The 22,448-nt window shown below is 70.5% G+C and carries 21 protein-coding genes and 1 pseudogene; 5 read left to right on the forward strand and 17 right to left on the reverse strand.

Features of this window, described 5'->3' with window-relative positions; genetic code table 11:
* Positions 1 to 116: 116 nt before the first annotated feature.
* The gene (locus tag SALPAC6_RS0100515; protein WP_018251487.1) at positions 117 to 1,127 is read right to left on the reverse strand and encodes a HEAT repeat domain-containing protein; all 1,011 of its coding nucleotides are present in this window, start codon (positions 1,125 to 1,127) and stop codon (positions 117 to 119) included.
* The gene (locus SALPAC6_RS0100520; RefSeq protein ID WP_018251488.1) at positions 1,121 to 1,804 is read right to left on the reverse strand and encodes a HEAT repeat domain-containing protein; all 684 of its coding nucleotides are present in this window, start codon (positions 1,802 to 1,804) and stop codon (positions 1,121 to 1,123) included. The genes SALPAC6_RS0100515 and SALPAC6_RS0100520 overlap by 7 nt, the downstream gene beginning before the upstream one ends.
* A 132-nt stretch (positions 1,805 to 1,936) precedes the next feature.
* Here SALPAC6_RS0100520 and SALPAC6_RS0100525 point away from each other — a divergent pair, with 132 nt between their 5' ends.
* Entirely contained in the window at positions 1,937 to 2,968 is a 1,032-nt protein-coding gene (locus SALPAC6_RS0100525) for an asparaginase (protein ID WP_018251489.1), read from the forward strand.
* A gap of 183 nt (positions 2,969 to 3,151) precedes the next feature.
* Here SALPAC6_RS0100525 and SALPAC6_RS25170 read toward each other — a convergent pair.
* Positions 3,152 to 3,703: pseudogene (locus tag SALPAC6_RS25170) on the reverse strand (SDR family oxidoreductase); the annotation flags it as partial.
* On the opposite strand from SALPAC6_RS25170, the gene SALPAC6_RS0100535 reads away from it, so the two are divergent.
* Positions 3,677 to 4,168: an RrF2 family transcriptional regulator gene (locus SALPAC6_RS0100535; RefSeq protein WP_018251491.1), complete on the forward strand. Its 492-nt coding sequence runs from the start codon at positions 3,677 to 3,679 to the stop codon at positions 4,166 to 4,168. The pseudogene SALPAC6_RS25170 and the gene SALPAC6_RS0100535 overlap by 27 nt on opposite strands.
* Positions 4,169 to 4,246: 78 nt before the next feature.
* Here the strand turns inward: SALPAC6_RS0100535 and murD are convergent, their stop codons facing one another.
* The gene (murD, locus tag SALPAC6_RS0100540; RefSeq protein WP_026189199.1) at positions 4,247 to 5,593 is read right to left on the reverse strand and encodes a UDP-N-acetylmuramoyl-L-alanine--D-glutamate ligase; all 1,347 of its coding nucleotides are present in this window, start codon (positions 5,591 to 5,593) and stop codon (positions 4,247 to 4,249) included.
* Between the two features lie 85 nt (positions 5,594 to 5,678).
* Between murD and SALPAC6_RS0100545 the strand changes: the two genes are divergently transcribed.
* Positions 5,679 to 7,052, forward strand: coding sequence for a hypothetical protein (locus SALPAC6_RS0100545; RefSeq protein ID WP_018251493.1), 1,374 nt, complete (start codon positions 5,679 to 5,681; stop codon positions 7,050 to 7,052).
* Here SALPAC6_RS0100545 and SALPAC6_RS0100550 read toward each other — a convergent pair.
* Positions 7,021 to 8,811 (reverse strand): PucR family transcriptional regulator, encoded by a 1,791-nt coding sequence (locus tag SALPAC6_RS0100550; protein ID WP_018251494.1) that lies wholly within the window; start codon positions 8,809 to 8,811, stop codon positions 7,021 to 7,023. The two genes, SALPAC6_RS0100545 and SALPAC6_RS0100550, sit on opposite strands and share 32 nt — an antisense overlap.
* A 133-nt stretch (positions 8,812 to 8,944) precedes the next feature.
* Positions 8,945 to 9,754 (reverse strand): TrmH family RNA methyltransferase, encoded by an 810-nt coding sequence (locus tag SALPAC6_RS0100555; RefSeq protein ID WP_018251495.1) that lies wholly within the window; start codon positions 9,752 to 9,754, stop codon positions 8,945 to 8,947.
* Positions 9,755 to 9,978: 224 nt separating this feature from the next.
* On the opposite strand from SALPAC6_RS0100555, the gene SALPAC6_RS0100560 reads away from it, so the two are divergent.
* A complete protein-coding gene (locus SALPAC6_RS0100560; protein ID WP_026189200.1) occupies positions 9,979 to 11,493 on the forward strand; it encodes a right-handed parallel beta-helix repeat-containing protein in 1,515 nt (504 codons plus the stop codon).
* Between the two features lie 62 nt (positions 11,494 to 11,555).
* Here the strand turns inward: SALPAC6_RS0100560 and SALPAC6_RS0100565 are convergent, their stop codons facing one another.
* The 9 genes from SALPAC6_RS0100565 to SALPAC6_RS0100605 all read right to left on the reverse strand — a co-directional run bounded on the left by SALPAC6_RS0100565 (position 11,556) and on the right by SALPAC6_RS0100605 (position 19,613).
* Positions 11,556 to 11,747 (reverse strand): DUF397 domain-containing protein, encoded by a 192-nt coding sequence (locus SALPAC6_RS0100565; protein ID WP_026189201.1) that lies wholly within the window; start codon positions 11,745 to 11,747, stop codon positions 11,556 to 11,558.
* Positions 11,738 to 12,505, reverse strand: a complete 768-nt coding sequence (locus SALPAC6_RS0100570) for a DUF5753 domain-containing protein (RefSeq protein WP_018251498.1) — start codon at positions 12,503 to 12,505, stop codon at positions 11,738 to 11,740. The genes SALPAC6_RS0100565 and SALPAC6_RS0100570 overlap by 10 nt, the downstream gene beginning before the upstream one ends.
* A 224-nt stretch (positions 12,506 to 12,729) precedes the next feature.
* On the reverse strand, positions 12,730 to 13,113 hold the full coding sequence (locus SALPAC6_RS25175) for a phosphotransferase family protein (RefSeq protein WP_018251499.1): 384 nt from the start codon (positions 13,111 to 13,113) through the stop codon (positions 12,730 to 12,732).
* Positions 13,114 to 13,306: 193 nt separating this feature from the next.
* On the reverse strand, positions 13,307 to 13,591 hold the full coding sequence (locus SALPAC6_RS0100580; protein WP_018251501.1) for a DUF6881 domain-containing protein: 285 nt from the start codon (positions 13,589 to 13,591) through the stop codon (positions 13,307 to 13,309).
* A gap of 21 nt (positions 13,592 to 13,612) precedes the next feature.
* Positions 13,613 to 15,880 (reverse strand): transglycosylase domain-containing protein, encoded by a 2,268-nt coding sequence (locus tag SALPAC6_RS0100585; protein ID WP_026189202.1) that lies wholly within the window; start codon positions 15,878 to 15,880, stop codon positions 13,613 to 13,615.
* A 203-nt stretch (positions 15,881 to 16,083) separates the two neighbouring features.
* The gene (locus tag SALPAC6_RS0100590; RefSeq protein WP_018251503.1) at positions 16,084 to 16,905 is read right to left on the reverse strand and encodes a hypothetical protein; all 822 of its coding nucleotides are present in this window, start codon (positions 16,903 to 16,905) and stop codon (positions 16,084 to 16,086) included.
* Positions 16,906 to 17,044: 139 nt separating this feature from the next.
* Complete coding sequence (locus tag SALPAC6_RS0100595; protein ID WP_018251504.1) at positions 17,045 to 18,154, reverse strand: SPFH domain-containing protein; 1,110 nt, start codon at positions 18,152 to 18,154, stop codon at positions 17,045 to 17,047.
* Positions 18,155 to 18,158: 4 nt separating this feature from the next.
* Positions 18,159 to 18,629 carry an NfeD family protein gene (locus tag SALPAC6_RS0100600; protein WP_018251505.1) on the reverse strand — a complete coding sequence of 157 codons (471 nt, stop codon included), beginning with the start codon at positions 18,627 to 18,629 and terminating at the stop codon, positions 18,159 to 18,161.
* A 168-nt stretch (positions 18,630 to 18,797) separates the two neighbouring features.
* Positions 18,798 to 19,613 (reverse strand): DUF3097 domain-containing protein, encoded by an 816-nt coding sequence (locus SALPAC6_RS0100605; RefSeq protein WP_018251506.1) that lies wholly within the window; start codon positions 19,611 to 19,613, stop codon positions 18,798 to 18,800.
* A 115-nt stretch (positions 19,614 to 19,728) separates the two neighbouring features.
* Between SALPAC6_RS0100605 and SALPAC6_RS0100610 the strand changes: the two genes are divergently transcribed.
* Positions 19,729 to 20,523, forward strand: coding sequence for a hypothetical protein (locus SALPAC6_RS0100610; protein WP_018251507.1), 795 nt, complete (start codon positions 19,729 to 19,731; stop codon positions 20,521 to 20,523).
* Positions 20,524 to 20,573: 50 nt separating this feature from the next.
* On the opposite strand, the gene SALPAC6_RS0100615 is transcribed toward SALPAC6_RS0100610, so the two are convergent.
* Both SALPAC6_RS0100615 and SALPAC6_RS0100620 read right to left on the reverse strand, forming a co-directional pair.
* The gene (locus tag SALPAC6_RS0100615; protein ID WP_018251508.1) at positions 20,574 to 21,437 is read right to left on the reverse strand and encodes an HAD-IIA family hydrolase; all 864 of its coding nucleotides are present in this window, start codon (positions 21,435 to 21,437) and stop codon (positions 20,574 to 20,576) included.
* Entirely contained in the window at positions 21,386 to 22,417 is a 1,032-nt protein-coding gene (locus SALPAC6_RS0100620; protein WP_018251509.1) for a ferrochelatase, read from the reverse strand. Before SALPAC6_RS0100620 ends, SALPAC6_RS0100615 begins: the two co-directional genes overlap by 52 nt.
* Positions 22,418 to 22,448: the final 31 nt, after the last annotated feature.

Here is a 22,448-nt window from a genome sequence, read left to right on the forward strand (position 1 = left end):
TTCGCTCATCTCTCCTGTCGTGTTCGTGAACAAATGTTATGTTCACATGCTGCGGGCAGGGAGTCTGGCGGCAATCCGACGTCGCGTTCCGGCTGAGAAGTGCCGAGCACCACCCCTTAACGTGACGTGGCGTCTTCGTCTTCCAGATAGGCCGCGGCGGTCCATGCCACCACCGGGTCATCGTCGCGGGACAACCGTCGCAGGACGGGCTGTGCAACAGTTCGAGGCAGCTCCAGGATGGCCTGGGTGAGGCGGCTGCGGGCGGCGGAGTCCGCGGTGGGGGCGGCGAGTTCATCGGAGAGCGCACTCACGATCTGTTCGGCGCGGGCCAGGTCATCCGACAGGGCACCCAGGTGCTCGGCCGCCTCGACGTCGTGCCCGCCCTCGGCCACCAGGTCGACGAGGGCGGGCACGGCCGCCACCTCGCCCTGCGCACCCAGCGCCAGGGCCGCGTGTCGGCGGACCGTCGGGTCCGGATCGTCGAGGGCGTCCACGAGCACTGCGGTCGCCTCGTCACCGGCCAACTCGGCAACCGCCTGGATCGCGCGGCGGCGGATGTCCACGTTCGTGGAGTGGACACCGGACGTCAGGGTTGCCAGGGCCTCGCCGTCCGCCCGTCCGAGCGCCCACCGCAGCGCGCCGGCCACATTCGGGTCGGCTTCGGCAAGGACCGCGCCGGCCAGCAGCTCAGCGGGCACCCGTACCTCCTCGGCGGGAGCCAGGGCGCTCTGCTGACGCAGGGCGGCGCTGGGTGAGTTGAGCCCGGTGATGAGTTCGGTGATCCGCAGGACGTCCGGCCATCCGGTGGGCGCCGAGGCGGCGACCGTACGCAGCCGGTCGAGCAGCTGACGTTCCCGGTCCAGCCGCTCTTCGGTCCAGCGGATCAGGTCGCTCACCAGGCCGGCCGGCGTGCAGGTGGGGTCCTGGAGCGCCTGGGTGATCTGGCGCAGCGACAGCCCCAGTGACCGCAGGCTCTCCACCTGGAACAGCCGTCGTGCGTCCTCATCCGAGTATTCGCGGTAGCCGCCCGAGGTACGACCCGTCGGTCGTACCAGCCCCAGTGCGTCGTAGTGCCGGAGCATGCGGGTGCTCACTCCCGAGCGGCGGGCCACGTCGCCGATCAGCATGGCGGTTCCTCTTCCTCACCCACCGGGTCAGCCGTGCGGGCAGCGAGCCGTCCCGCCTCCTCGATGAGCGCGTCGTACTCGGCTTCCGGGTCTTCCAGGAGCAGCAGAGTAGCGTGGGCGTGCTCCCGCGTCGTCGGGTCCACGTCGGTGATGCCGGCCGCAAGGGCCGGCTTGACCGCCTCGCCGAGGCCGACCAGTGCCCGACTGAGGCTCAGCCACACGTCCCGGTCGCCGCGGCCAAGCTGGGTGACCAGTTCCGCGGCCAACGCCTTCTCCTCCCCGTTGGGGACGAGCACGACAGCGGCCCGCCAGGCGGTCCGGGCGACCTCGTCGTCGGGGTCGCGGAGCAGGGCCGCAACGATCGAGGGGTACACGCTCCTGTTATTGATCTTGGATAGCGTGTGGAGGGCCTGGCTACGAGCCTGGGCGTGCTCAGAGGTGAGCTCGGCGACGAGCCGGGGCAGCGTGACCGCCTCCGGGAGGCGGGTAAGCGCCCAGGTGAGCATGTCGCGCACGAAGAAATCCGGCTCGATCGCGCACCGCTGCACCAACTCGGCGGCAACGCTCGGGTCGGGGTGCATACCGACCGCCATGGCCGCCTGTAGCCGGGTGGACGATGTCTTGGCCCGCAGGGCAGCCACCGCACCATGAGTCGGGGTGTTCTGAGCCGGGTTCATTGGGTACCACCTCCCAGACACAGTCAAGACCTTGTCACTATGTCAAGGTCAAACAGACCGGCCGAGCCGCCTCGGCTTCACCTCAGAACTGTGGCAGGCTGCCACAGGCACACGCCCGGACGAGGAGGTGCGGTGACCGCGCAGCGCGCATCGGTACTGATGCTCTCCCTCGGCGGCACGATCGCCATGACCGGTGACGCCGACGGCGTCGTGCCGACCCTGACCGCCGAGGACCTCATCGCCGCCGTACCCGGATGGGCCGACACCGGCATCGACATCCAGGTCCAGACCTTCCGCCAACTACCGAGCGCCTCCCTGCACCTCGACGACCTCACCGCGCTCGCCGCACTGATTGCCGAGCGCACCGCGACCGGCGACGTGGACGGCGTCGTGGTCGCCCAGGGCACCGACACCATCGAAGAAACTGCATATCTGCTCGACCTGCTGCACGTCGGCGACGCGCCCATCGTGGTGACCGGGGCGATGCGCAACCCCACCCAGGCCGGCGCCGACGGGCCGGCCAACGTCCTCGCGGCGATCCACACCGCCGCCAGCCCCACCGCCCGCGGACTCGGCGCGCTGGTGGTCTTCGCCGACGAGATCCATTCTGCCCGATACGTCCGCAAGACGCACTCCACCAGTGGCGGCACCTTCCGCTCGCCGAACACCGGCCCGCTCGGCCACGTCGTCGAGGGTGTGGTTCGGCTGCTCGCCTACCCGCCCCACCCGCTGACCGTGCCGCTGGCGGCGGTCACCCGGACGCCCCGAGTCGGGCTGTACACCGTCACCCTCGGCGACGACGGCACCCTGCTCGCCGGCGCCGAACACCTGGACGGTCTCGTCGTGGCCGGCTTCGGTGTCGGCCACGTACCCCAACGCCTCATCAACCAACTCGCCGCTCTCACGGCGAGGATCCCGGTCGTGCTCACCTCCCGCATCGGTGCCGGACCGGTCCTGGAAGCCACCTACGCCTTCCCCGGCTCGGAGAGCGACCTGCGGCAGCGAGGACTGATCGGCTCCGGCTTCCTCAACAATTACAAGGCGCGTATCCTGCTGCACACCCTGCTCGCCGTCGGTGCCGACCGCGACACCATCGCCGCCGGATTCGCCGCCGCCGGTGGCACCGGAGATCCCGCCCGCTGGCCCTGGGCCAGCACCCCCTGAGGGCTTCCGCTGCTCCGCCGCTCCGGTCGCCGTGACGGGCATGGAAACCTCCCCGGCCCGGGCGTACGCGCTGATCGGCCCGGCCTGACCCGCGCCAATCGACAGTCCGGTTGGCCTTGGCCCACCTGCAACAGCGGACCCCGGACTTGGCCAGCGTCCCCCGCTCGAAGGGAATCGGGCAGTTCAGGTCGAGGTGGGCTCAGCTTCGGCGTTTGCTCGGCGAGGCGCGCGCTCCGACTGCTCGCCGACGAGCCATGCGTCGAAGGTGGTCGGCATGATGTGGGCCCCTTCGCCGGGCAAGAGCACCGAGCCGGCCATCGAGGAGTCGAAGATGCCCGACCACGTTGGTACGAGTCGCACCGTGCGACCACGGGCCTCGTTGGTGCGTCGCGCCAGGTCGACGAGGCCTTGCGGCTCCGGGCCGGCAACGTCGGCGTAGCGGCCTCGTGGCCGGCCCACCGCGATCTCGGCAAGGACGTCAGCGACGTCCCGGGGCGCGATCGGCTGCACGAGCAGGGGCGCGATGGTGGCGACGCCGTCCTGCTCAGTCCAGCCTGCGACCATCGCGGCGAAATCGTGAAACTGGGTGGCCGGGACGATGGTCCACGGCAACGGACCGCCGGCCACGAGGCGCTCCTGCTCGCGTTTGCCCGCGTAGTGTGCGGTCCCCGCGACGCGATCGATCCCGACGATCGAGAGTAGAACGTGATGCCGGACGAATGGCTGTTGCACTGCGCCGCGACACTGGCGCAACTCGACCCGAGCTCCACCGCATCGGCGGCACAACTCGCGCGGTACTTCGACCTTCCCGCGCCCTACCTAGCCAAGCAGCTACAGACACTCGTCAAGGCCGGCGTTCTGGTCGCGACGACCGGTCCCGCCGGCGGGTTCCAGCTCGCGCAACCGGCATCCGAGATCACCCTGCTACGGATCGTCGAAGCGGTTGACGGCTCATCGCCGCCGTATGCGTGCCGCGAGATCCGCCAACAAGGCCAGGGTGCGCTCCCCGCCGACGAGTGCCAGAACATGTGCGTCCTCGCCGAGAAGATGGCGGCGGCGCACGAGGCGTGGCGGCGCAGCCTCGCCGACGTCTCCCTCGCCGACATCGTCGCCACCCTGCCCCCGGCAGCACCGGCCCGCACCCGATCCCGCCTCACCTCGACGGGGAGGGCCGACCCCACACACCCGTCGCCAGGGTGAGCGCCGCCGGAGTCGCGGCACCAGGGTGAGCAGCACAGCCCTCCGGGCGGCGTTTCGGCCCGGTTCGCAGCTCGCCGCTCAGCCGGCGGTGTCGCGGACCGCCTGGGCGAAGACCTCGGAGCGGTGCTCGAAGTTACGAAACTGCCCGTAGCTCGGTGCCGCCGGCGACAGCAGCACCACCCCATCGGCCGGAGTGACCCGCCGGGCCAGCCGAACCGCCTCGACCAGATCGCCGGTGACCTCGCGCCGGACCTTCGGCAACCCGTCCAGCGCGGCGACGATCCGCGCCCCGCTGTCCGGTACGCCGATCACGGTGATCTCCCGCTCGGCGAGGTGATCGCGCAGCGGCGTGTAGTCCAGCCCCCGGTCGGCACCGCCGACGATCACGGTGAGCGGCCGCCCGTCGTACGCGTCGATCGCGTGCATGGCCGCGTACGGGCTGGTGGCGAGGGTGTCATCGACGAAGGTGAGACCAGACGGGTCAACGATCTCGGTGAGCCGGTGGGCCAGCCCCTGGAACCCGGCGACGGCCACCGCCAGGGTGTCCCGACGGGCGCGCACGTCAACGCCGAGCACGTCGAGCACGGCCAGCGCCACGCAGAGGTTGCCCTCGTTGTGCCGTCCGACCAGCGGCAGCACCGCCCGGGGGAAGAGCGGCTGGTTGCCGAGGTAGAACCAGGGCGTGCCGTCCGGGCCACCCGCCACATGAGTGGTGTCGGGGGTGCCGGCGCGCACGACGGGCCGGTCACCGAGCTCGGCGGCGAGCCGGGGGTCGGCGCCGTTGACCACGACGGTCTCCGGGCCGTGGGCCAGCAGGTTGAGCTTGTCGCGGTAGTACTCCCGTTCACCGCCGTGGGCGTCCAGGTGTTCGGGGAAGAGCGCGGTCACCACCGCGACCCGGGGTGAGTCGGTCAGGTCGCTGCACTGATAGCTGGAGAGCTCCAGCACGTAGAGGTCGGCCGCGGGCAGGTCCAACGTCGGCACCCCGATGTTGCCGCCGAAGACGTTGGGCTGATCCACCGCGGCGAGCAGGTGGCTGATCAGGCTGGAGGTGGTGCTCTTGCCCTTGCTGCCGGTGACTCCGACGGTGCGGGCGGCGTGGTCGGCCATCCAGAGCGCGGTGCCCTGGGTGACCGGCACCTGGCGCCGCCGCAGCTCGGCCAGCCACGGGTGGGTGTTCGGCACGCCCGGCGAGCGGACCACCACGTCGGCGGCGGTCAGCCGTTGCGCTCCCGCGTCACCGGTGACCAACGGTGCCGCCGTCGCCAGAAACCCGTCCCAGGGCGGGCTGACCGTCGAGCCGCCGTCGTCCACGGCGACCAGGTCCGCCGGGCCGTGCGCGGCGACCGCGGTCACCGCTGCTCGTCCTTCCCGGCCGGTCCCCCAGACCGCGACTTTGCGTCCGCGCAGGTCAGACAGGCGCACGGGCTCTCCTCGAAATATCGACGACGTCGGTGGGCGGTCCGGGCGCACGCGGGCACGGCGGACGAACCAGGGCCTAGTATGGCGTGTGCCCAACGAGCAGCTGCGGCGGATGGACGCCTTCACCTTCCCGTCCTACTCCTTCGACCTGTCCACCGGGGAGGCGTTGTTCGACTACGCCCTCACCGGGCCGGACGGCGAGCAACGTTTCACGGAGGTGATCACCCTCCCGCTGCCCGCGTCACCCCCCTCGGATGAGCGGGTAGCCACCCTGGGGCGGGTCCTGGAGCTGCTGCACGTGGTCGCCGGGGTCAGCTACTACAAGGCCGCCGCCCCGCACCGGCTGGTGCTGCCGGCTCCGCTGGGACCAGCCGCCGTCGCGCTGGTCACCGCCGTCTACACGCAGGGCCTCGGCGAGTACGCGTACCGCAACGCGCTGCCGCACGTGCTGCGGCTGCGCCCCGAGGTGCCCTCCGGTGAGCTCACCGCGGCGGTCGGGTACGACACCGAGGGCCGGCGACCACTGTCGGCGGTCGGGGGCGGCAAGGACTCGATCGTCAGCCTGGAGGCACTGCGCCGGGACGGGCTGGACCCGTTGCCGTTCTCGGTCAACCCCAACCGGGTGATCGAGGCGGTGAACGTCGCCTCCGGGTTGCCGGCGCTGGCCGCCCGGCGGCGCATCGACCCGGTGCTGTTCGACCTGAACGCCGCCGGAGCGTTGAACGGCCACATTCCGGTGACCGCGATCAACTCGCTGATCGCGGTGGCCACCTCGGTGCTGAACGGGATGGGCCCGGTGGTGATGGCCAACGAGCGCTCGGCGTCGGACCCGAACCTGGTCTGGGAGGGGCACCAGATCAATCACCAGTGGTCCAAGGGCATCGAGGCGGAGGGGCTGCTGCGCGGGGCGTTGGCGGAGCACGCCGGTCTCACCGACCCGTACTTCTCCCTGCTGCGCCAGCTCTCGGAGCTGCACATCGCCCGACTCTTCGCCCAGATCGGCGGGTACGACGACGTGGTGACGAGCTGCAACGCCGCGTTCAAGCTGCGCGGCGCGAGTGACCGCTGGTGCCGGGGCTGCCCCAAGTGCCGGTTCGTCTTCCTCGCCCTGGCGCCGTTCATGTCGCGCGAGCGGATCACCCGGGTCTTCGGCGGCGATCTCCTGGCCGATCCCGCGCAGCTACCCGGCTACCGGGAGCTGCTGGGCGTGGACGGGCACAAGCCGTTCGAGTGTGTCGGCGAGGTCGAGGAGTCGGTGGTGGCGCTCAGCCTCCTCGCCGAGCAGCCGGGATGGCGCGACGCGCCGGTGGTACGCGCCCTGATCGACGCGGTCCCGGAGACGGCCTGGAAGACGGCGGCCACCTCCGCCGTCTTCACGCCGGGCGGACCCAGCTTCACCCCCACCCGGTACGCCGACGCCCTCGGCTCCCTCACCGATCCGGTCCGGAACCTGCCCGGGTGACGGTGGCCGCCACGGGCCGGCGGATCGCGTCCAGTGCCAGCAGGGCCACGTGCAGACCGAGACAGGCGTCAACCGAGTCGAGGTCCACGTCGAGGATTCGACCGATCCGGGCCAGGCGTTCGTAGAACGCCGGGCGGGACAGGTGCGCCGCGGCAGCGCCGGCCGACTTGTTCCGGCCCTGATCCAGGTAGGCGCGCAGGGTGCCGAGTAGCTGTTCCCGGGGGTGCTTCGCGTCGTAGGAGAGCAGGGCACCCAGCTCCCGCTCGACGAAGGTCTGTAGGGACGGCTCGTCGCGCAGCAGGTGTAGCAAGCCGGCGAGCCCGACGTGTGGCAGCCGGTAGATCGGCAGGTTCCGCCGGTCCCGGCGGGCCGCCTCGGCCACCTGCCGCGCCTCGACCAGGGAGCGACGCGCCTCCCGCAGGCTGCCCACGCCCGAGCCGGCGCCGATCACCGCGGTGCCGGCCGGGGCGGTGCGGCCCGTGCTCCGCCCGCCGTCAAGTGGGGCGTTGACGTGTCCGGGGAAGACGTCCGGGCGGGCCCGGGTCAGGGCCGTGACGAAGGCGGTGAGGGCCCGCTCCTCGCCGGAGCGGTCGGGCAACGCGAGCAGCACGCCGATCGTCTGGTCGTCGAGCGCGCTGGTCAACGCGGTCAGCTGCGCCTCGTGTACGGCGTGGCCGACCGCCTCGGCGAGTTCCCGCAGCCGGATCGAACCAGCCAGCGGGCCACCCCCGGGGACGTGACCACCCTCGTTTGACGTGGTCGACGCCGGATCGTCGGCCCGATACCGGACCACCACCCCCACCAGGTGCCGCCCCTCCAACGGCACGCCGAGGGCGCGGGCCCGCAGCGCCACCTCGTCCACCGGCCGGGAGTGGTCGAGCAGGGCCGCCAGTAGGGTGCGGTGCACCTGCCGTTCCAGGCCCTCGGCGTCGCGCCGGATCAGCCGACCCAGGGCGAGGCTGGAGGCCGCCCGTTCCACCAGAATCGTCAGTCGGGTGGGCGGGGTGTCCGACCGGTCGCCGGGGGTCGCCGCCCCGGCCCCGAGCCACCGCACCAGCAGCCGCCCCCAGTCCTGCCCCCGGGCGCCGACCATGGTCACCAGCCAACCGTTGTCCACGTCGTACGCGGTCCGGCCGGCCGGCAGGATCCGCCGGGAGAGCTGCTCCCAGCCGTCGAGCAGGAGCGTGGCGCTGCCCCCCGCCGGGTCGTACGCGAGCACCTGCCGGGACAGGTTCTCCAGCACCACCGCGCAGCCGGAGAGTTCAGCCGCCTGCCGGACCACCTCCCCCGGTCCCGCGCCCTCCATCGAGAGCTCGGTGAAGCGCTGATGGATCTCCTCGGTGGCACGTAACTCGGTGAGCTGGGCGTCCACGATCAGCGCGTGCACCGCCTCGGTGACCCGCACGAACGGGGTGGCGCGGCGCAGCTCGACCAGGGGAAGCCCGTGCCGGGCGGCGGCGGCGACCATCGCCCGGGGCACCCCGCCGAAGTAGCGGCGGCCCAGCTCGACGACGAGGCCGGCGACGCCGACAGCGGCCAGGTCCGCGATGAACGCCCGCAGCCCGGCGTTGTCCGCCGGGAGCCCGATCCCGGTGGTCAGTACCAGTTCCGAGCCGCCGAGCAGGGAGGCGATATCGGGCACCTCGGCCACGTGTACCCAGCGGACCCGTCGGTCCAACGCGGCTTCGCCGGCGACGACGCGGGGCGCGCCGGAGCGCACCGGTTCCAGCGCGAGCACTTCCCGAATGGTGGGGAACACGGGCGACACGCTACCGCGCATGACGTTGGTCACTAAACTCCCGTGCCCAGCGGCGACGGCTGGGGTTGAACGGGGGTGCGCAGCGCGGCGCCCGGTGACGGTTACCGGTGTGATTTCGGCAGGTCACCGGTGGTCAGAGCGGGTCGTCCCGGCCGAGTTCCCAGCACGCCACGGCGGTCGCGGCGGCCACGTTGAGGGAGTCGACACCACGGCGCATCGGGATCACCACCCGGACGTCGCTGGCCTCCATCGCCTCCCGGGTCAGGCCCGAGCCCTCCGCTCCGAGCAGCAGCGCCGCCCGGGCCCGCTGGCCCGGTGCGAGGCGCTGGATCGGCACCGCGTCGGGGGCAGGGGTCAGGGCCAGCACGGAGAAGCCGGCGGCGCGGACCTCGGCGAGCGCGTCGGGCCAGGGGCCGAGCGACGCGTAGGGCACGGCGAACACCTCCCCCATGCTGACCCGGACGCTGCGGCGGTAGAGGGGGTCGGCGCAGGTCGGGGAGAGCAGCACCGCGTCCACGCCGAGCCCGGCGACGGCTCGAAAGATCGACCCGAGGTTGGTGTGGTTGTTCACGTCTTCGAGGATCACCACCCGGCGGGCGGTGGCGAGCACGTCGGCCGCCGTCGGCTGCGGCCGGCGACGGAACGACGCCAGGACCCCCCGGTGTACGTGGAAGCCGGTCACCTGGCGCAGCACGTCCGGGGTGGCGGCGTAGACCGGGGCGTCCCCGTTGTCCAGGTCGGCGATCTGCGCCACCCGCTTGGCGTCCACCAGGTAGGACCGCGCCGGGTAGCCGGCGCGCAGCGCGCGCCGCAGCACCAGCTCGCCCTCGGCGATGAAGAGGCCGTGCGGTGGCTCCCAACGGGTCCGCAGCTCTACGTCGGTCAGGGCGCGGTAGTCGGCGATCCGGTCGTCGTCGGGGTCGGTGATCTGGTGGACGGGCACCGGACGATTCTGCCGGACGCCGCTGACGGCGCCCCGTCCACCCGCTTGACACCGCCCCTAATGTCGCAAGCCTTTTGGGGACATTCTTCGCATTCATGTCTATTTAGGGACAGACTTCGGCTTGGCTCAAGGGTGCTACCGCCTGTCTGGTAGCCGAGGACCACCACCCGTACCGCCCCGGATGTTGGTTGCTCGTCCGTGACGGGGAAGGACACCGAAGCCGCATGAACCATCAGCACCACGAACACGAACCGGGCCGTCCCGGTGGACGCCGGACGAGGACCCGATGGTGGGCCGCCGGGCTAGCCGGTGTGACCGGCCTGGCCCTCACCACCGTCGGCGTTGCCGCCACCCCCGCCGCCGATTCCGTCGGACGACTACTCGCCAGCTCCGATGACCGGCCCGGGCAACCCGACCGAGCCGCCACCGGCAGCCAGCACGACAACAGCAAGGACCACAAGGGCAAGGACACGGGCCCCGGCGCAGGCACAGGCATGGGCCCCGGCGCAGGCACAGGCATGGGCCCCGGCCCAGGCACCGGCATGGGCCCCGGCAAGGGCCAGGACACAGCCAAGGGCAAGGGCACAGCCAAGGGCAAGGACACCGGAAAGAAGGAGGGAGACAAGGGCACGCCGGTCCCGTGTGACGCCGACGCGCTGATCGCGGCGATCACCCTCGCCAACGCCCGCGGCGGCGCCACCCTCGACCTCGCTAAAGACTGCACCTACCTGCTCACCGCCGACATCGACGGCGCCGGACTCCCCGCCATCACCACCCCGATCACCCTCAACGGCAGCAAACACACCACCATCGAACGCGCCGCCGCCGCCGACGAATTCAGAATCCTCACCGTCGACACCGGCGGCGACCTCACCCTCAACAAACTCACCATCACCGGCGGACAGACCAGCGAGGATGGCGGAGGAATATTCGTCGACGCCGGCGGAGCACTCACCACCAATCACACCACCATCACCCGCAACATTGCCAGCATTTTTGGTGGCGGCATCGCCAACAACGGCACCACCCGCATGAAAAACTCCACCGCCAGTCACAACCGCGCCGGCGTCATCGGCGGAGGTGTCGAAAATTCCGGCGCACTCGAAATCAGCAAGTCCTACGTAACCGCCAACACCGCCACCTCTGGCGGAGCTGGAGTCCTCAGTGTTGGCACAGTCCAGATCGACCACAGCACTATTACCGACAATACTGCTCAGGTCGGCAGCGGCGGCGGCCTCGCTATCTCGGGAGTCGGCATTGTGAAAGACACCGATATCACCAACAACACCGCCGTAAATGGTGGTGGCGCAGTCGTGAACGTTGCTGGCACGCAACTCATCCTCAAATCTGTCAACCTCGTTGGAAATACCGCCACAACAGGCCGCGGTGGCGGCATCGCGGGGAACTCAACCAACTCAATCGTTGTGGTCGAGGACAGCCTGATCAAAAACAATACCGCTCCCCTCGACGGCGGCGGCATCAGTACCGTCAATGAGCTGGTGTTGCGGCACACGAAGGTGATCGGCAACCAGGCCGGCGGTCTGGGTGGCGGTATCTTCAACACCGCCTTCGGCGCAGCCCGTCTCTTCGACACGAAGGTGGTCGAGAACATCGCTCTGACCGACGGTGGGGGCATCTACAACGACGGTGGCACGGTCGAGCTGAACACGGCCACCGGCACCGTGGTGATCAAGAACCGGCCGAACAACTGTGTCGACGTTCCCGGCTGCGCCGGATAGCCATCCGCGCTGCCAACACGACGCGCCCGCCCCGAGGGGCGGGCGCGTCGGCGTAGGGTCGGTCAGTTGCCGTCGGGGAGTTGGGTGACGAAGGCCCGCCATGCCGCCGGGCCGAAGACCAGCGCCGGCCCGGCCGGGTCCTTGGAGTCCCGGACGCCGACGACGCCGGGGAGATTGTCGGCGACCTCAACGCATGCCCCGCCGTTGTTGCCGCTCTTGCTGCTTTTGCGCCATCGCGCACCGGTCATGTCCATGATCCCGCCGCTTCTCTGATCAGCTCCAAGGAGGAAGCTCGGGGGAGGGATTCGCCCCTGATGCGCTCCCACCTTCGGCTCAGGGTAGCAACGTCGGCGGCCTGTCGGAGGATCTGCGCGGGCGCCTGACTGTCGACGTGGGCGACGTGCTCGACCTCGGGCAGTTCGGCGAGGATGAAGCCGCCGCCGAGCCCCGGATACATCCCGATGTCCTTGGGCACCAGGTGGACCTGCACCGTGTCGTCGGTGGCGCGCTCGGCGAGAAACTCAAGCTGTTCGCGCATCAGCCGGCGGTCGCCGTAGGCCGACTGGTAGAGCACTCCCTCGAAGATGACGGCGGTCAGCAGCGGGGGACGTTCCGTGCGGAAGATGGCCTGTCGATTGATCCGGGAGGCGACGAGCTCGTCGACCTCGCCCGGGGTCAACGCCTCGCCGGCGAGGGTCGCGCGGGCGTAGTCCTCGGTCTGGAGCAGGCCGGGTATCCAGGTGTGCTCGAACCAGCGCAGGGCGACCGCCTCATGCTCAATGTCGACCCATGGGCGAAACCACACCGGCTCGCGACGTTTGACGACATCCGGCCAAAGCTCCTCGACCTCCCGACCGAGGATGGTGGCCACCTGCAGGCGGCGACGGGGCCGCGGAATCCGTCCCGGCGTAATCCAACGCGCCGCAGTTTTCGGGTCGACGCCGGTCTGGGCAGCCAGGCTCTCCGCGGTCTCCCCCGCCTCCACCATGGCCCGCTGCAGTGCATAGTTCATCCTGCCTCCATTCAAGGATGTTCTCGGACGTCCCAACAACGTGCACAAATGCTGTGTACTCATCCCGTGGCGTGTTGACAGAGTGTGCGTCATGGAGGCGCGTGGGGGGAAGACCCAAATTTCGGCGAAGGCACGGACGGGGCATCCGTACCCGGAATGGGTGTGGACAGTTCGATCTAGAATGCGAGGGCGAGGATGAACGATGAGACCAGAACCTCGGCTGGTCAGCCGTTTCTACCGAGCGCTGCGCGTAGCTGGCGGAGCCAATCCGCGCCGAGCTGACGCCCATTGGGAAGTCGATCCGCTCGATCCCACCGCCATGCTGTGATCATCGCCAGCACCAGGAACCGGCACTCGCGGAGTAAACCTTTGTCGACACCGGGATAGTGCTCGTCGACCTCTTCGGGCGCATGGGCCAGGTCGAATTCGACCGGCCCTCGGCAGCACGTCTCCAAGTCAATAAACAACACCCCACCCGGTGTCGTCAGCACGTTACCTGGGTGCGGTTCGCCGTGCAGTAATTGCTCGGCGCCGCCGTGCTCGCTAACGGCCCGGCTCAGGCCGCGTAACGCGTTGCCGAGAAGTTCCCGATCCGCGTCGGTGAGCATCGGCGTACGGTGGCGCGAGCCAGGACATCGCAGGGCAACAGGCACAGCGTGAGCCTGTTCGAAGCCTGCAGGACGATCGCGTCGTCAACTCTCAAACCCAGTGTCGAGGCGATCGACTTGGCCACCGCCACCGCAGGTGGGACCGCTGACACCGACATCGTCGCGTAGCCCCTCCCTTGAGTACCGCCACCACCTAGTCGGTGGTGGAGTCCCAGACCCGCTCGAACGCGTCGCGCGTGATCAGGTAGCGACTCCAGTCCTCGTCCACGTCATCGAGGCTCACCTGCCCCAGGCCACCATGCTGGTCTTCCTCATGTCCGGGCCCGTAGCGGAGGACCGGACCGTGTTCATACGCCTCGATCTGCCGCACGGGCCAACCACCTTCGTCGACCTCGAAGTACCAGACCGAGGGACCCCAACCGTCGAATTCATCGCCTCGTGACTCGTTCCAGCGACCGCGGAGAAAGCGGCTCGCCACAGCGGGAGGATACGTGGAGCCTCAGCCGCGGCCCTCAAACCACCGACGCAGGTCGGTGAAGGGACCCCGGTCGTTGCCGGGCTCCTGCTGCCCACGGTCCGGCTCGGGCCGTTCGGCGGGACGGCGCGGATCACCGACCAGCTCCGAGCTTGGCGCGACAAACGCCTGCTCCGGCTGCCCCTGCACGGCGGTGGAGATCACCTCGGCGACCGCGTCGATCACCTGCACCTGCACCGCACTGCCGACCGCGTCGGTGGTGTCGTCGGGGTTCGCGGCGATGCCGGCGACCGCGATCTGCGGGGTGAAGCCGACGAAGCTCTCCGTGACGTCCCTGTCCGAGGTGCCGGTTTTGCCGGCGACCGGCCGGCCATCCAGGATCCGGTCCACCGAGGTGGCGGTGCCGCCGTTGCACTGGTCAGTCGAGGACTGCTGGCCGACCGGACAGCGGGCGGCATCGGTGGCGGCCCGCGCCACCTCCGCGTCGAGCACCCGCTCGCAGGAGGGCCCGACCGGCACCACCGAGCCGTCCGGCGCGGTCACCGAGACCACCGGCAGCGGCTCGCAGTACGTCCCCTCGGCCGCGAGGGTGGCGTACGCGTTGGCCAGGTCCAGTGGGGTGGCGGCGGCCACACCGAGGGTGAACGAACCCCAGTTCTCGGCGTCGTTCTCGGCGAACGCCGCGTCCGCGTCGGACCGGAAGGTGATGCCGAGGCGCTGCGCCATCTCCACCACCTTCTCCGGGCCGATCTGCTCGGAGAGCCACACGAAGTAGGTGTTCACCGAACGGCCGAAGCCGTCCCACATCATCCGGTAGCCGTCCATCCACTCCGGGTTGGCGTTGGCCGGGCACCAGCGTCCGTCGCAGCTCGCATCGCCCTCGGCCGCGTACCGGGTGGGCAGCTGGCTGGGCGCGTCGAAGCCGGTGGCGAGGGGCATCCCCGCTTCCAGGGCGGCGAGCATGGTGAACAGCTTGAAGGTCGAACCGGCCTGGTAACCGGCGACGCTGCCGCCGCCGGAGATCAGCGGGTTCACCGTGTTCGGGTAGTTCGGCTGCCCGGCCGGGTTCGCCTCCAGGCTGTAGTGCCGGTTCACCGCCATCGCGAGCACCCGGCCGGTGCCCGGCTCCACCGCCGCGAGCGGCAGCGCCCGCTCGTTGTCGTACCCGTAGACGCCGGTGACCTGCTGCTGCGCCGTCGCCTGGAGCTCCGGGTCCAGCGAGGTGACCACGGTGTAGCCGCCCCGGCGCAGCGCCTGCTCCCGCTCCTCGACGGTCTCCCCGAAGGCGGGCTGGGTAAGCCACCACTGGCGGACGTAGTCGCAGAAGAAGCCCACGTCGTCCGGGCCACTGGCCGAGGCGGTGCAGCCGTTGGGCTGGGCGGTGGGGCGCAGCGTCAACGGCTCCACCTTCGCGGCGGCGGCCTCGGCAGCGGAGATCTCGCCGGTGGCGACCATCGCGTCGAGCACATACCCCCGCCGGACCAGCGCCGCCTCCTGGTCGCCGTCGATCGGGTTGTACGCCTCGGGTGACTGCAGCAGGCCAGCGAGCAGCGCCGACTCGCTGAGGGTCAGCTCCGCGGGGGTCTTGGCGAAGTACCGCTGGCTGGCCGCCGAGATGCCGTACGCCCCGGAGCCGAAGTAGATGATGTTCAGGTAGCGGTTGAGGATCTCGTCCTTGCTGAGCTGCTGCTCAAGCGCGTTGGCGTACCGGATCTCCTGTAGTTTGCGCTCGGCGGTCTGCTCGGTGGCCGCGGCGCGCTCCTCGGCCGTCAGCCCGGGATCGGTCTTGAGCACGTTGCGGACGTACTGCATGGTCAAGGTCGAGCCGCCCTGCGGAGTCTCACCACCGCTCACGTTCGATACCAGGGCCCGGGCCATTCCGCGCAGGTCCACGCCACCGTGTTCGTAGAACCGGCGATCCTCGGCCGCCACGATCGCCGCCTGCATCGACGGTGCGATCTCGTCGAGCCCCACATCGGTACGGTCGACGTCGTAGAAGCTCGTGATCAACGTCGTGCCGTCGTTGGCATACAGGTAGGAGCGCTGCGGGGTGGCCGGGGTCCGCAGCGCGTCCGGCAGCGACGCGTAGCTCCCGAGCGCCGACCGGGCCGCGAACCCGAGCAGCAGGTTGCCCGGCAGCACGGCGACCGCCAGGACCAGACCAGCAAGCAGGCCGGCGAGCAGCACGGTGAACAGCCGAGACAGCGGCGTACGGGGCAGAGCCATGGCGTCCAGGATTGCCTGGAAATGCGCAGAACAGCCAGCCTGAACGACGACTGTCAGCCAATTCACCGGCTACTGCCAGCCGTTTCACGGCTTAACCGCCCCGGAGGCGCCTCGAGCGGACAAACCGCAAGGCGGGGTCATTACCCCCTTTTTACCAGGCTTTATCTGCTTGCTCCCGAATAGTCCGGTTATGCGATTAAAGAAGCGAGGCGAACACACCCCGGGCTACAGCTATCGATTTGGGCTGATCCGGCCCAGGGCGAGACAGGTCAGCCCGCGGCCAACGGTCCGCCGGTACCGGCCGGGCCACCGGCAGCCGGCGCCGCCGGCGCGGCCGTCGGGAGACTGGCATTGGTGGCGTCGCGAATGATGTCGCGTGGCAGCAGACGGCCGGAGCGGTAGCCGATGCCGATGCCGGCAATCAGCGCGAAGATCGCGCCGAAGGTCTGCAGCGAACCGATCAGCGAACCTGCCAGGCCGAGCAGCGGCGCCGCGATCATCAACATCACGCCGTCGCCCATACTGAACATCCCGGAACGGGCGACCGCCCATCCGATGGCCAGCCAGCCCAGGCTGTAGCAGGCAGAGCCGACCAGCACCAGGACCCGGGCGGTGGTACCGAATACCGGCGTCTGCGCGGCCAAGCCGGCGAACGGCAACATCAACATCAGGCCCGCGAGGCTGAACAACAGCCCGGTCACCGCAGCCCGTCGGCTCCGGGTCGCTGCCAGCAGACCAGCCAGCGCGAGCACCGCGACCAACCCCAGCCAGGTGGCCAGCAGCCAGCTCACCAGGTAGAGCGGGCGGCCGTCGCTCGGGTACGACGCGTTGCCGACACCCCGGTCGCTCGCCATCGAGACAATTCCGTAGAGGATCGCGTACGCGGGCAGCAGCCACACCGCCGCGCGGGCCAGCCGACGGATCGACCAGGCCCAGGTCGCGTCGGTAGCCGGCACGGCCGGTGGCGGGTCCCCGATGAACGGCAACACTCCGAACCCGCCACCGGCGCGGCGGGTTCCCAGTGGCGCGACCGGGTCGTGCGCCCCGACCTCCGACGCCGAGGAGTAGCGTTGCCTGTCCGCCTTCTTCATCCGTCACCTCGCTCCGCCCGAGCGGTGCGGGACGCGCCGGGGCGCCCCGAAACCTGGTCACCACCCGCCTTACGACCGATGGTGGCAGGCACCGGAGCGCCCCATGAGGTGTTCTCGCGTTATCGCGCGATGTCGACGGTCAGCCCCGCTCGCGCTGGTCGGTGGAGTCGTTCAGCACACTCTCCGCGGCGACCGGCTCGGGTGCGGGCAGCCCTTTCGGCTCCGCGCCTCCGGCGGCCTGCGCCTCGGCGACGCGTACCTCGTCGTGGACTTCCCGCGCGGCAGCCGCGGCGGCCTGTGCGGCCTCGTCGGCCTCCCGCTCGACCTGGCTGGCCCCGTCGGATGCCTCCGGTGACGGCGCGTCACCGGCCATCTGGCTCAGGCCTCCCAGCGCGCCGCCCATGCCCTCCAACGCCTTGGTCAGCTCGGCCGGGACGATCCAGACCTTGTTGGCGGAGCCGTTGGCGATCTGCGGCAGCGCCTGCAGGTACTGGTAGGCGAGCACCTTCTGGCTCGGGTTCGCCTGGTGGATGGCGTCGAAGACGGTACGGACCGCCTTCGCCTGCCCCTCGGCCTCCAGGATGCGGGCCTGCCGGTCACCGTCGGCGCGCAGCACCGCCGCCTGCTTCTCACCCTCGGCGGTGAGGATCTGCGACTCCTTGTGCCCCTCGGCGGTGAGGATCGCGGCCCGACGGTCCCGCTCGGCGCGCATCTGCTTCTCCATCGAGTCCCGAATGCTCGGCGGCGGCTCGATCGCCTTGATCTCCACCCGGGTCACCTTGATGCCCCAGCGGCCGGTGGTCTCGTCCAGCACGCCGGAGAGGTGCGCGTTGATCTCCTCCCGGCTGGTCAGCGCCCGCTCCAGATCGAGAGAGCCGATGACATTACGCAGTGTGGTCACCGTGAGCTGCTCGATGGCCTGCAGGAAGTTCGAGATCTCGTAGGTGGCGTGGAAGGAGTTCACCACCTTGAAATAGAGCACGGTGTCGATCGAGACGACCAGGTTGTCCGAGGTGATGACCGGCTGCGGTGGGAAGCTGACCACCTGCTCGCGCATGTCGACCTTGGTGCGTACCGCGTCGATGAAGGGCACCAGCATGTTCAGCCCCGGATTGAGGGTGCGCTGGTAACGGCCGAGCCGCTCCACCACGTCCTGGCGCTGCTGCGGCACGATCCGCACCGCCTGGGCCAGGGTCACCACGCCAATGATCGCCAGAGCTATCAACAGGACCGGCAACAGGAAGTCCATCTACTCACCTTTTCGTCTCAGGTAGCTCGCCGGGCCGGGAAACATCATCCCGCCACACCTGCGCGGTAGCGCCACGCACCTGGATCACCTGCACCCGGTCCCCCGGCGCGAAGACTTGGGTCGCGTCATAGGAACGGGCCTGCCACAGCTCGCCGTCGATTTTGACGAGCCCGTTGTCGGCGTCGACCCGCTCCAGCACGAGGGCCGTGCTTCCCTCGATCGCTCCGACACCGAATGTTCGATCCTCGGTCGAGGCGAGGGTAGTCCGACGCCGCAACGCCGGGCGGGCACCCAGCACGGTCAGCGCCGAGACCACGGCGAAGACGACCGCCTGGATCTCCACGGGCGCCCCGAGCGCGGCTGCGCCGGCAGCCGCGAAGGCCCCGACCGCAAACATGATCAGGAACAGCGTCGTCGTAAAGATCTCGGCGATGGCGAGCACCGCCCCGACGACAATCCACAGCACCGCGTCCACACCACGATCGTGACACGCCGGTGCACCTGTCATCGAATCGCCAACCTGCCGTGGCCCTACGGCAATGGTGCACCCGCGCGCCCCGGCTGGGTCCGCGAACCCGAACGGGTCAGCCGGGACGCCCCCACCGGACTCCGGCGAACCGCCCGGCTCCAGGTGCCGCCGGGCTCAGCTCACCGGTTCGGTGACGAAGTCGATCAACCGCTCCATCGAGTTGATCAATGGCGTCTCGACATCGGCGAAGGAGTTCACCCGGGACAGGATCCGCCGCCACAACTCGGCGGGCTCGGCCACCCCGAGCGCCGCACAGACCCCCTCCTTCCAGGGCTGCCCGGGCGGCACCACCGGCCAGGCCGAGATGTTCAGTGCCGCCGGCCGTACCGCCTGCCACACGTCCACGTAGGGGTGCCCGGTCACCAGTACGTGCGGCGAGGTCACCCGGGCCACCACCCGACTCTCCTTGGAACCGGGGACGAGGTGATCAACAAGTACGCCGAGCCGCCGGCCCGGGCCGGGGGCGAAATCGCGCACCCGGGCGTCGAGATCGTCGATCCCGTCCAGCGGCTCCACCACCACACCCTCGACGCGCAGGTCGTCGCCCCAGATCCGCTCCACCAACGCGGCGTCGTGCACCCCCTCCACCCAGATCCGGCTCGCCTTCGCCACCTGGGCGCGGACGTTGTCGACAGCGATCGAACCGGAGGCGGTCCGCCGCCGAGCGGCCGGCACCGTTGCCCGGGAGGGGCGGCGCAGCGTCACCGGCTCACCATCACGCAGGAACGCCGCCGGCAGCAGAGGAAAGGTACGCCGCCGTCGGTGCCGGTCCTCGAGCACCACCGCGCCGGCCTCGAACCCGACCACCGCGCCGCAGAACCCCGAGTCGGCGTCCTCGACCACCAGGTCGAGCTCCGCGGCCACCTCCGGGGTGACCCGGCGCCGCCGCCAGTCTCCCGCCAACACGTCATGGTCGTAACGCCCCGCCATGCCGATCAAGCTAGCCCCATCGGGCTCCACATCCGACCCGGCACGCCGGTGGGGGTGCGGGACGGCTGGAGCGGCAGCCGAGACAGAGGTGGGCGGGAGGACGTACCCTTTCGGCATGTCCACCCCCGCAGCGGGCGCGGTCACCCTCGCGCCACGCCGGTCCAGCCGGTTCGTTGCCTGGGTGCGCGCGTGGCGTGCCGGGCTGGTGCCGTTCGACGAGGTCGCCGACGCCATCTCCGGTGACGAGGAGCATCTGGTCGCCGACGCACCTGGGACCTGGACCGATGTCGCCCTGCCCGAGGCGCTGCCCACGCTCGCCAAGCTCTCACCCGACGTGATCCGCCTGGTGCTGCCCGCGCCCGGTGACCCCCGCGGGCTGCCCGGCCCGGGTGACTTCGCCGGTGCCGCCCTGCTCGCTGGCGAGGGGGTGGTCGCCGGTTCGCTCGGCCTGGTCCCGCAGCTGCGCACGCACACCTCCGGCTCCGGGGATGTCTTCGAGACCGTGCTGTGGCGGATCTACCCGCTGCCGGCCGACGCGCCGGCCGCATCGCTCACCCTCCCCGGGGCGGCGGAGGCCGAGGCGGAGCTGGCCGCCGCCCTCGCCGAGACCACCGCCACGCTGACCCGGCTCGACGTGGCCCAGTGGCGGCCGGAGCTGGCCGGGGCGCTGGAGGCGCTGCGCCGCCCCGACGGCACCACCGATCTGCCACCCGGCTTCGACCCCCGCGCCCGCCGGCTCTTCGCCCGCGCCGCCGTGCTGGACCAGGTGCTCGCCCTGGCGGGGCAGGCCGCGCCGGGGGGCGCGGTCAACAACTACGAGGCCCAGCAGCGCGACGCGGCGCTGCGCCCGTTGACCAGCGCCTGCCGGCAGGCGCTGGCCGCCGCCTGCAACGCCCCACTACGCCCGTAGCCGGGCCCACAGCCAACCCCCGGGCCGCAGCACCGGCCGGCGGCCGGCCCTCAGATCTCGTCGATCAGGTCGGCCACCGAATTGACGATCCGCGACGGCCGGTACGGGTAGCGCTCGGCCTCCGTCCGGCTGCTGATGCCGGTGAGCACCAGGATCGTCTCCAGCCCCGCCTCCAGGCCACAGAGAATGTCGGTGTCCATCCGGTCGCCGATCATGGCCGTTGACTCGGAATGCGCGTCAATCGTGTTCAACGCCGACCGCATCATCATCGGGTTCGGCTTTCCGACGAAGTACGGTTCCACGCCCGTCGCCTTCGACACCATCGCGGCGACCGAACCGGCGGCGGGCAGCGCGCCCTCCATCGACGGGCCGGTCACGTCGGGGTTCGTACAGATGAAGCGGGCCCCGTCGTTGATCAGCCGGATCGCCTTGGTGATCGCCTCGAAGCTGTAGGTACGGGTCTCCCCCAGCACCACATAGTCGGGCGCGAAGTCGCTGAGCACGTACCCGACCGCGTGCAGCGCCGTGGTCAGCCCGGCTTCTCCGATCACGTACGCGGTGCCGCCCGGCCGCTGGTCGGCCAGGAACTGCGCGGTGGCCAACGCGGACGACCAGATCGCGGACTCCGGCACGTCCAGCCCCATCCGGACCAACCGGGCCTGCAGGTCACGCGGGGTGTAGATGGAGTTGTTGGTCAGTACCAGGAACGGCCGGCCGGAGGAGCGCAGCCGGGCGATGAACTCCGGCGCACCGGGCACCGGCTGCCCCTCGTGCACCAGCACCCCGTCCATGTCGGTGAGCCAACTCTGGACAGGCTTACGCTCATTCATCTCGTATCCCTGGTGTCGGGCCGCCGAAGCGGTCAGGAGGGGCGGTGGGCCGGGACGCAGCAGGCCGTCGGGCAGGTGTCCCACATCGGCAGGTCGCCGAGGCGCCGGCGCAGCGTCGCGCCAGCCGGATCGGTACGCTCCCGGACCAGTTCGCGCACCATCGCCACGAACCGGGGATCGGTGCCCGGCGTGGCGGCGCGGACAAAGTCCAGACCGAGCTGCTTGGCGGTCTCCCGGGCTTCGGTGTCCAGATCCCACACCACCTCAAGGTGGTCGGAGACGAACCCGATCGGGCTGATCACCACCCCGGTGACCCCCTGCCCGGGCAGCTCGGCGAGGTGGTCGTTGACATCCGGCTCGAGCCAGGATACCTGCGGGGGCCCGGAACGGCTCTGCCACACCAGGTCGTGGGCCAGGTCCGGGGCAGCGGCGGCGTGTACCAGCCGAGCGGTCTCCGCCAACTGCGCCTCGTATCGGCCACCATGCGGGCCGGCCGCGGCCGCCGCGGCGGTGGGGATCGAGTGGGCGGTGAAGACGATCCGGGTGCTGTCCCGCCGCGCCGGGCCCAGCTGGGCCAACGCCGTACGCACCGCGTCGGCGTGCGGCTCGACGAACCCGGGGTGATCCCAGAACTGACGGAGCTTGTCGATCACCGGGGCGTCCGGACCGACCGCCGCGCGGGCGGCGGCGATGTCCTCCTGGTACTGCCGGCAGGAGGAGTACCCACCGAGGGCGCTGGTCACGAAGGCCAGGGCCCGCTCGACTCCATCGTTGCGCATCTGCGCCACGGTGTCGGCGAGCATCGGGTCCCAGTTCCGGTTGCCCCAATACACCGGCAGGTCAACACCGTTGGCGGCGAAATCGTCCCGCACCGCGGCGAGCAGTTCCCGACACTGCTGGTTGATCGGCGACACCCCACCGAAGTGCTGGTAATGCTCGGCGACCTCGGCCAGCCGCTCCGGCGGCACGCCCCGGCCCCGGGTCACGTTCTGCAAGAATGGCATCACGTCCTCGGGCCGCTCGGGCCCACCGAAAGAAACCAGCACCACCGCGTCGTACGCCATGGTCCCATTCTTCCCCGATGCCCCGGTGACC

The organism is Salinispora mooreana, assembly GCF_000379065.1.
In the GTDB taxonomy this organism is placed as follows: Bacteria; Actinomycetota; Actinomycetes; order Mycobacteriales; family Micromonosporaceae; genus Micromonospora; species Micromonospora mooreana.

Excerpts from the sequence above, each read along its gene's own strand:
- SALPAC6_RS0100515 (WP_018251487.1), bottom strand. The coding sequence starts at position 1,127 with ATGCTGATCGGCGACGTGGCCCGCCGCTCGGGAGTGAGCACCCGCATG.
- SALPAC6_RS0100520 (WP_018251488.1), bottom strand. The coding sequence starts at position 1,804 with ATGAACCCGGCTCAGAACACCCCGACTCATGGTGCGGTGGCTGCCCTG.
- SALPAC6_RS0100535 (WP_018251491.1), top strand. The coding sequence starts at position 3,677 with ATGCCGGACGAATGGCTGTTGCACTGCGCCGCGACACTGGCGCAACTC.
- SALPAC6_RS0100560 (WP_026189200.1), top strand. The coding sequence starts at position 9,979 with ATGAACCATCAGCACCACGAACACGAACCGGGCCGTCCCGGTGGACGC.
- SALPAC6_RS0100565 (WP_026189201.1), bottom strand. The coding sequence starts at position 11,747 with ATGGACATGACCGGTGCGCGATGGCGCAAAAGCAGCAAGAGCGGCAAC.
- SALPAC6_RS0100570 (WP_018251498.1), bottom strand. The coding sequence starts at position 12,505 with ATGAACTATGCACTGCAGCGGGCCATGGTGGAGGCGGGGGAGACCGCG.
- SALPAC6_RS25175 (WP_018251499.1), bottom strand. The coding sequence starts at position 13,113 with ATGCTCACCGACGCGGATCGGGAACTTCTCGGCAACGCGTTACGCGGC.
- SALPAC6_RS0100590 (WP_018251503.1), bottom strand. The coding sequence starts at position 16,905 with ATGAAGAAGGCGGACAGGCAACGCTACTCCTCGGCGTCGGAGGTCGGG.
- SALPAC6_RS0100595 (WP_018251504.1), bottom strand. The coding sequence starts at position 18,154 with ATGGACTTCCTGTTGCCGGTCCTGTTGATAGCTCTGGCGATCATTGGC.
- SALPAC6_RS0100605 (WP_018251506.1), bottom strand. The coding sequence starts at position 19,613 with ATGGCGGGGCGTTACGACCATGACGTGTTGGCGGGAGACTGGCGGCGG.
- SALPAC6_RS0100610 (WP_018251507.1), top strand. The coding sequence starts at position 19,729 with ATGTCCACCCCCGCAGCGGGCGCGGTCACCCTCGCGCCACGCCGGTCC.
- SALPAC6_RS0100620 (WP_018251509.1), bottom strand. The coding sequence starts at position 22,417 with ATGGCGTACGACGCGGTGGTGCTGGTTTCTTTCGGTGGGCCCGAGCGG.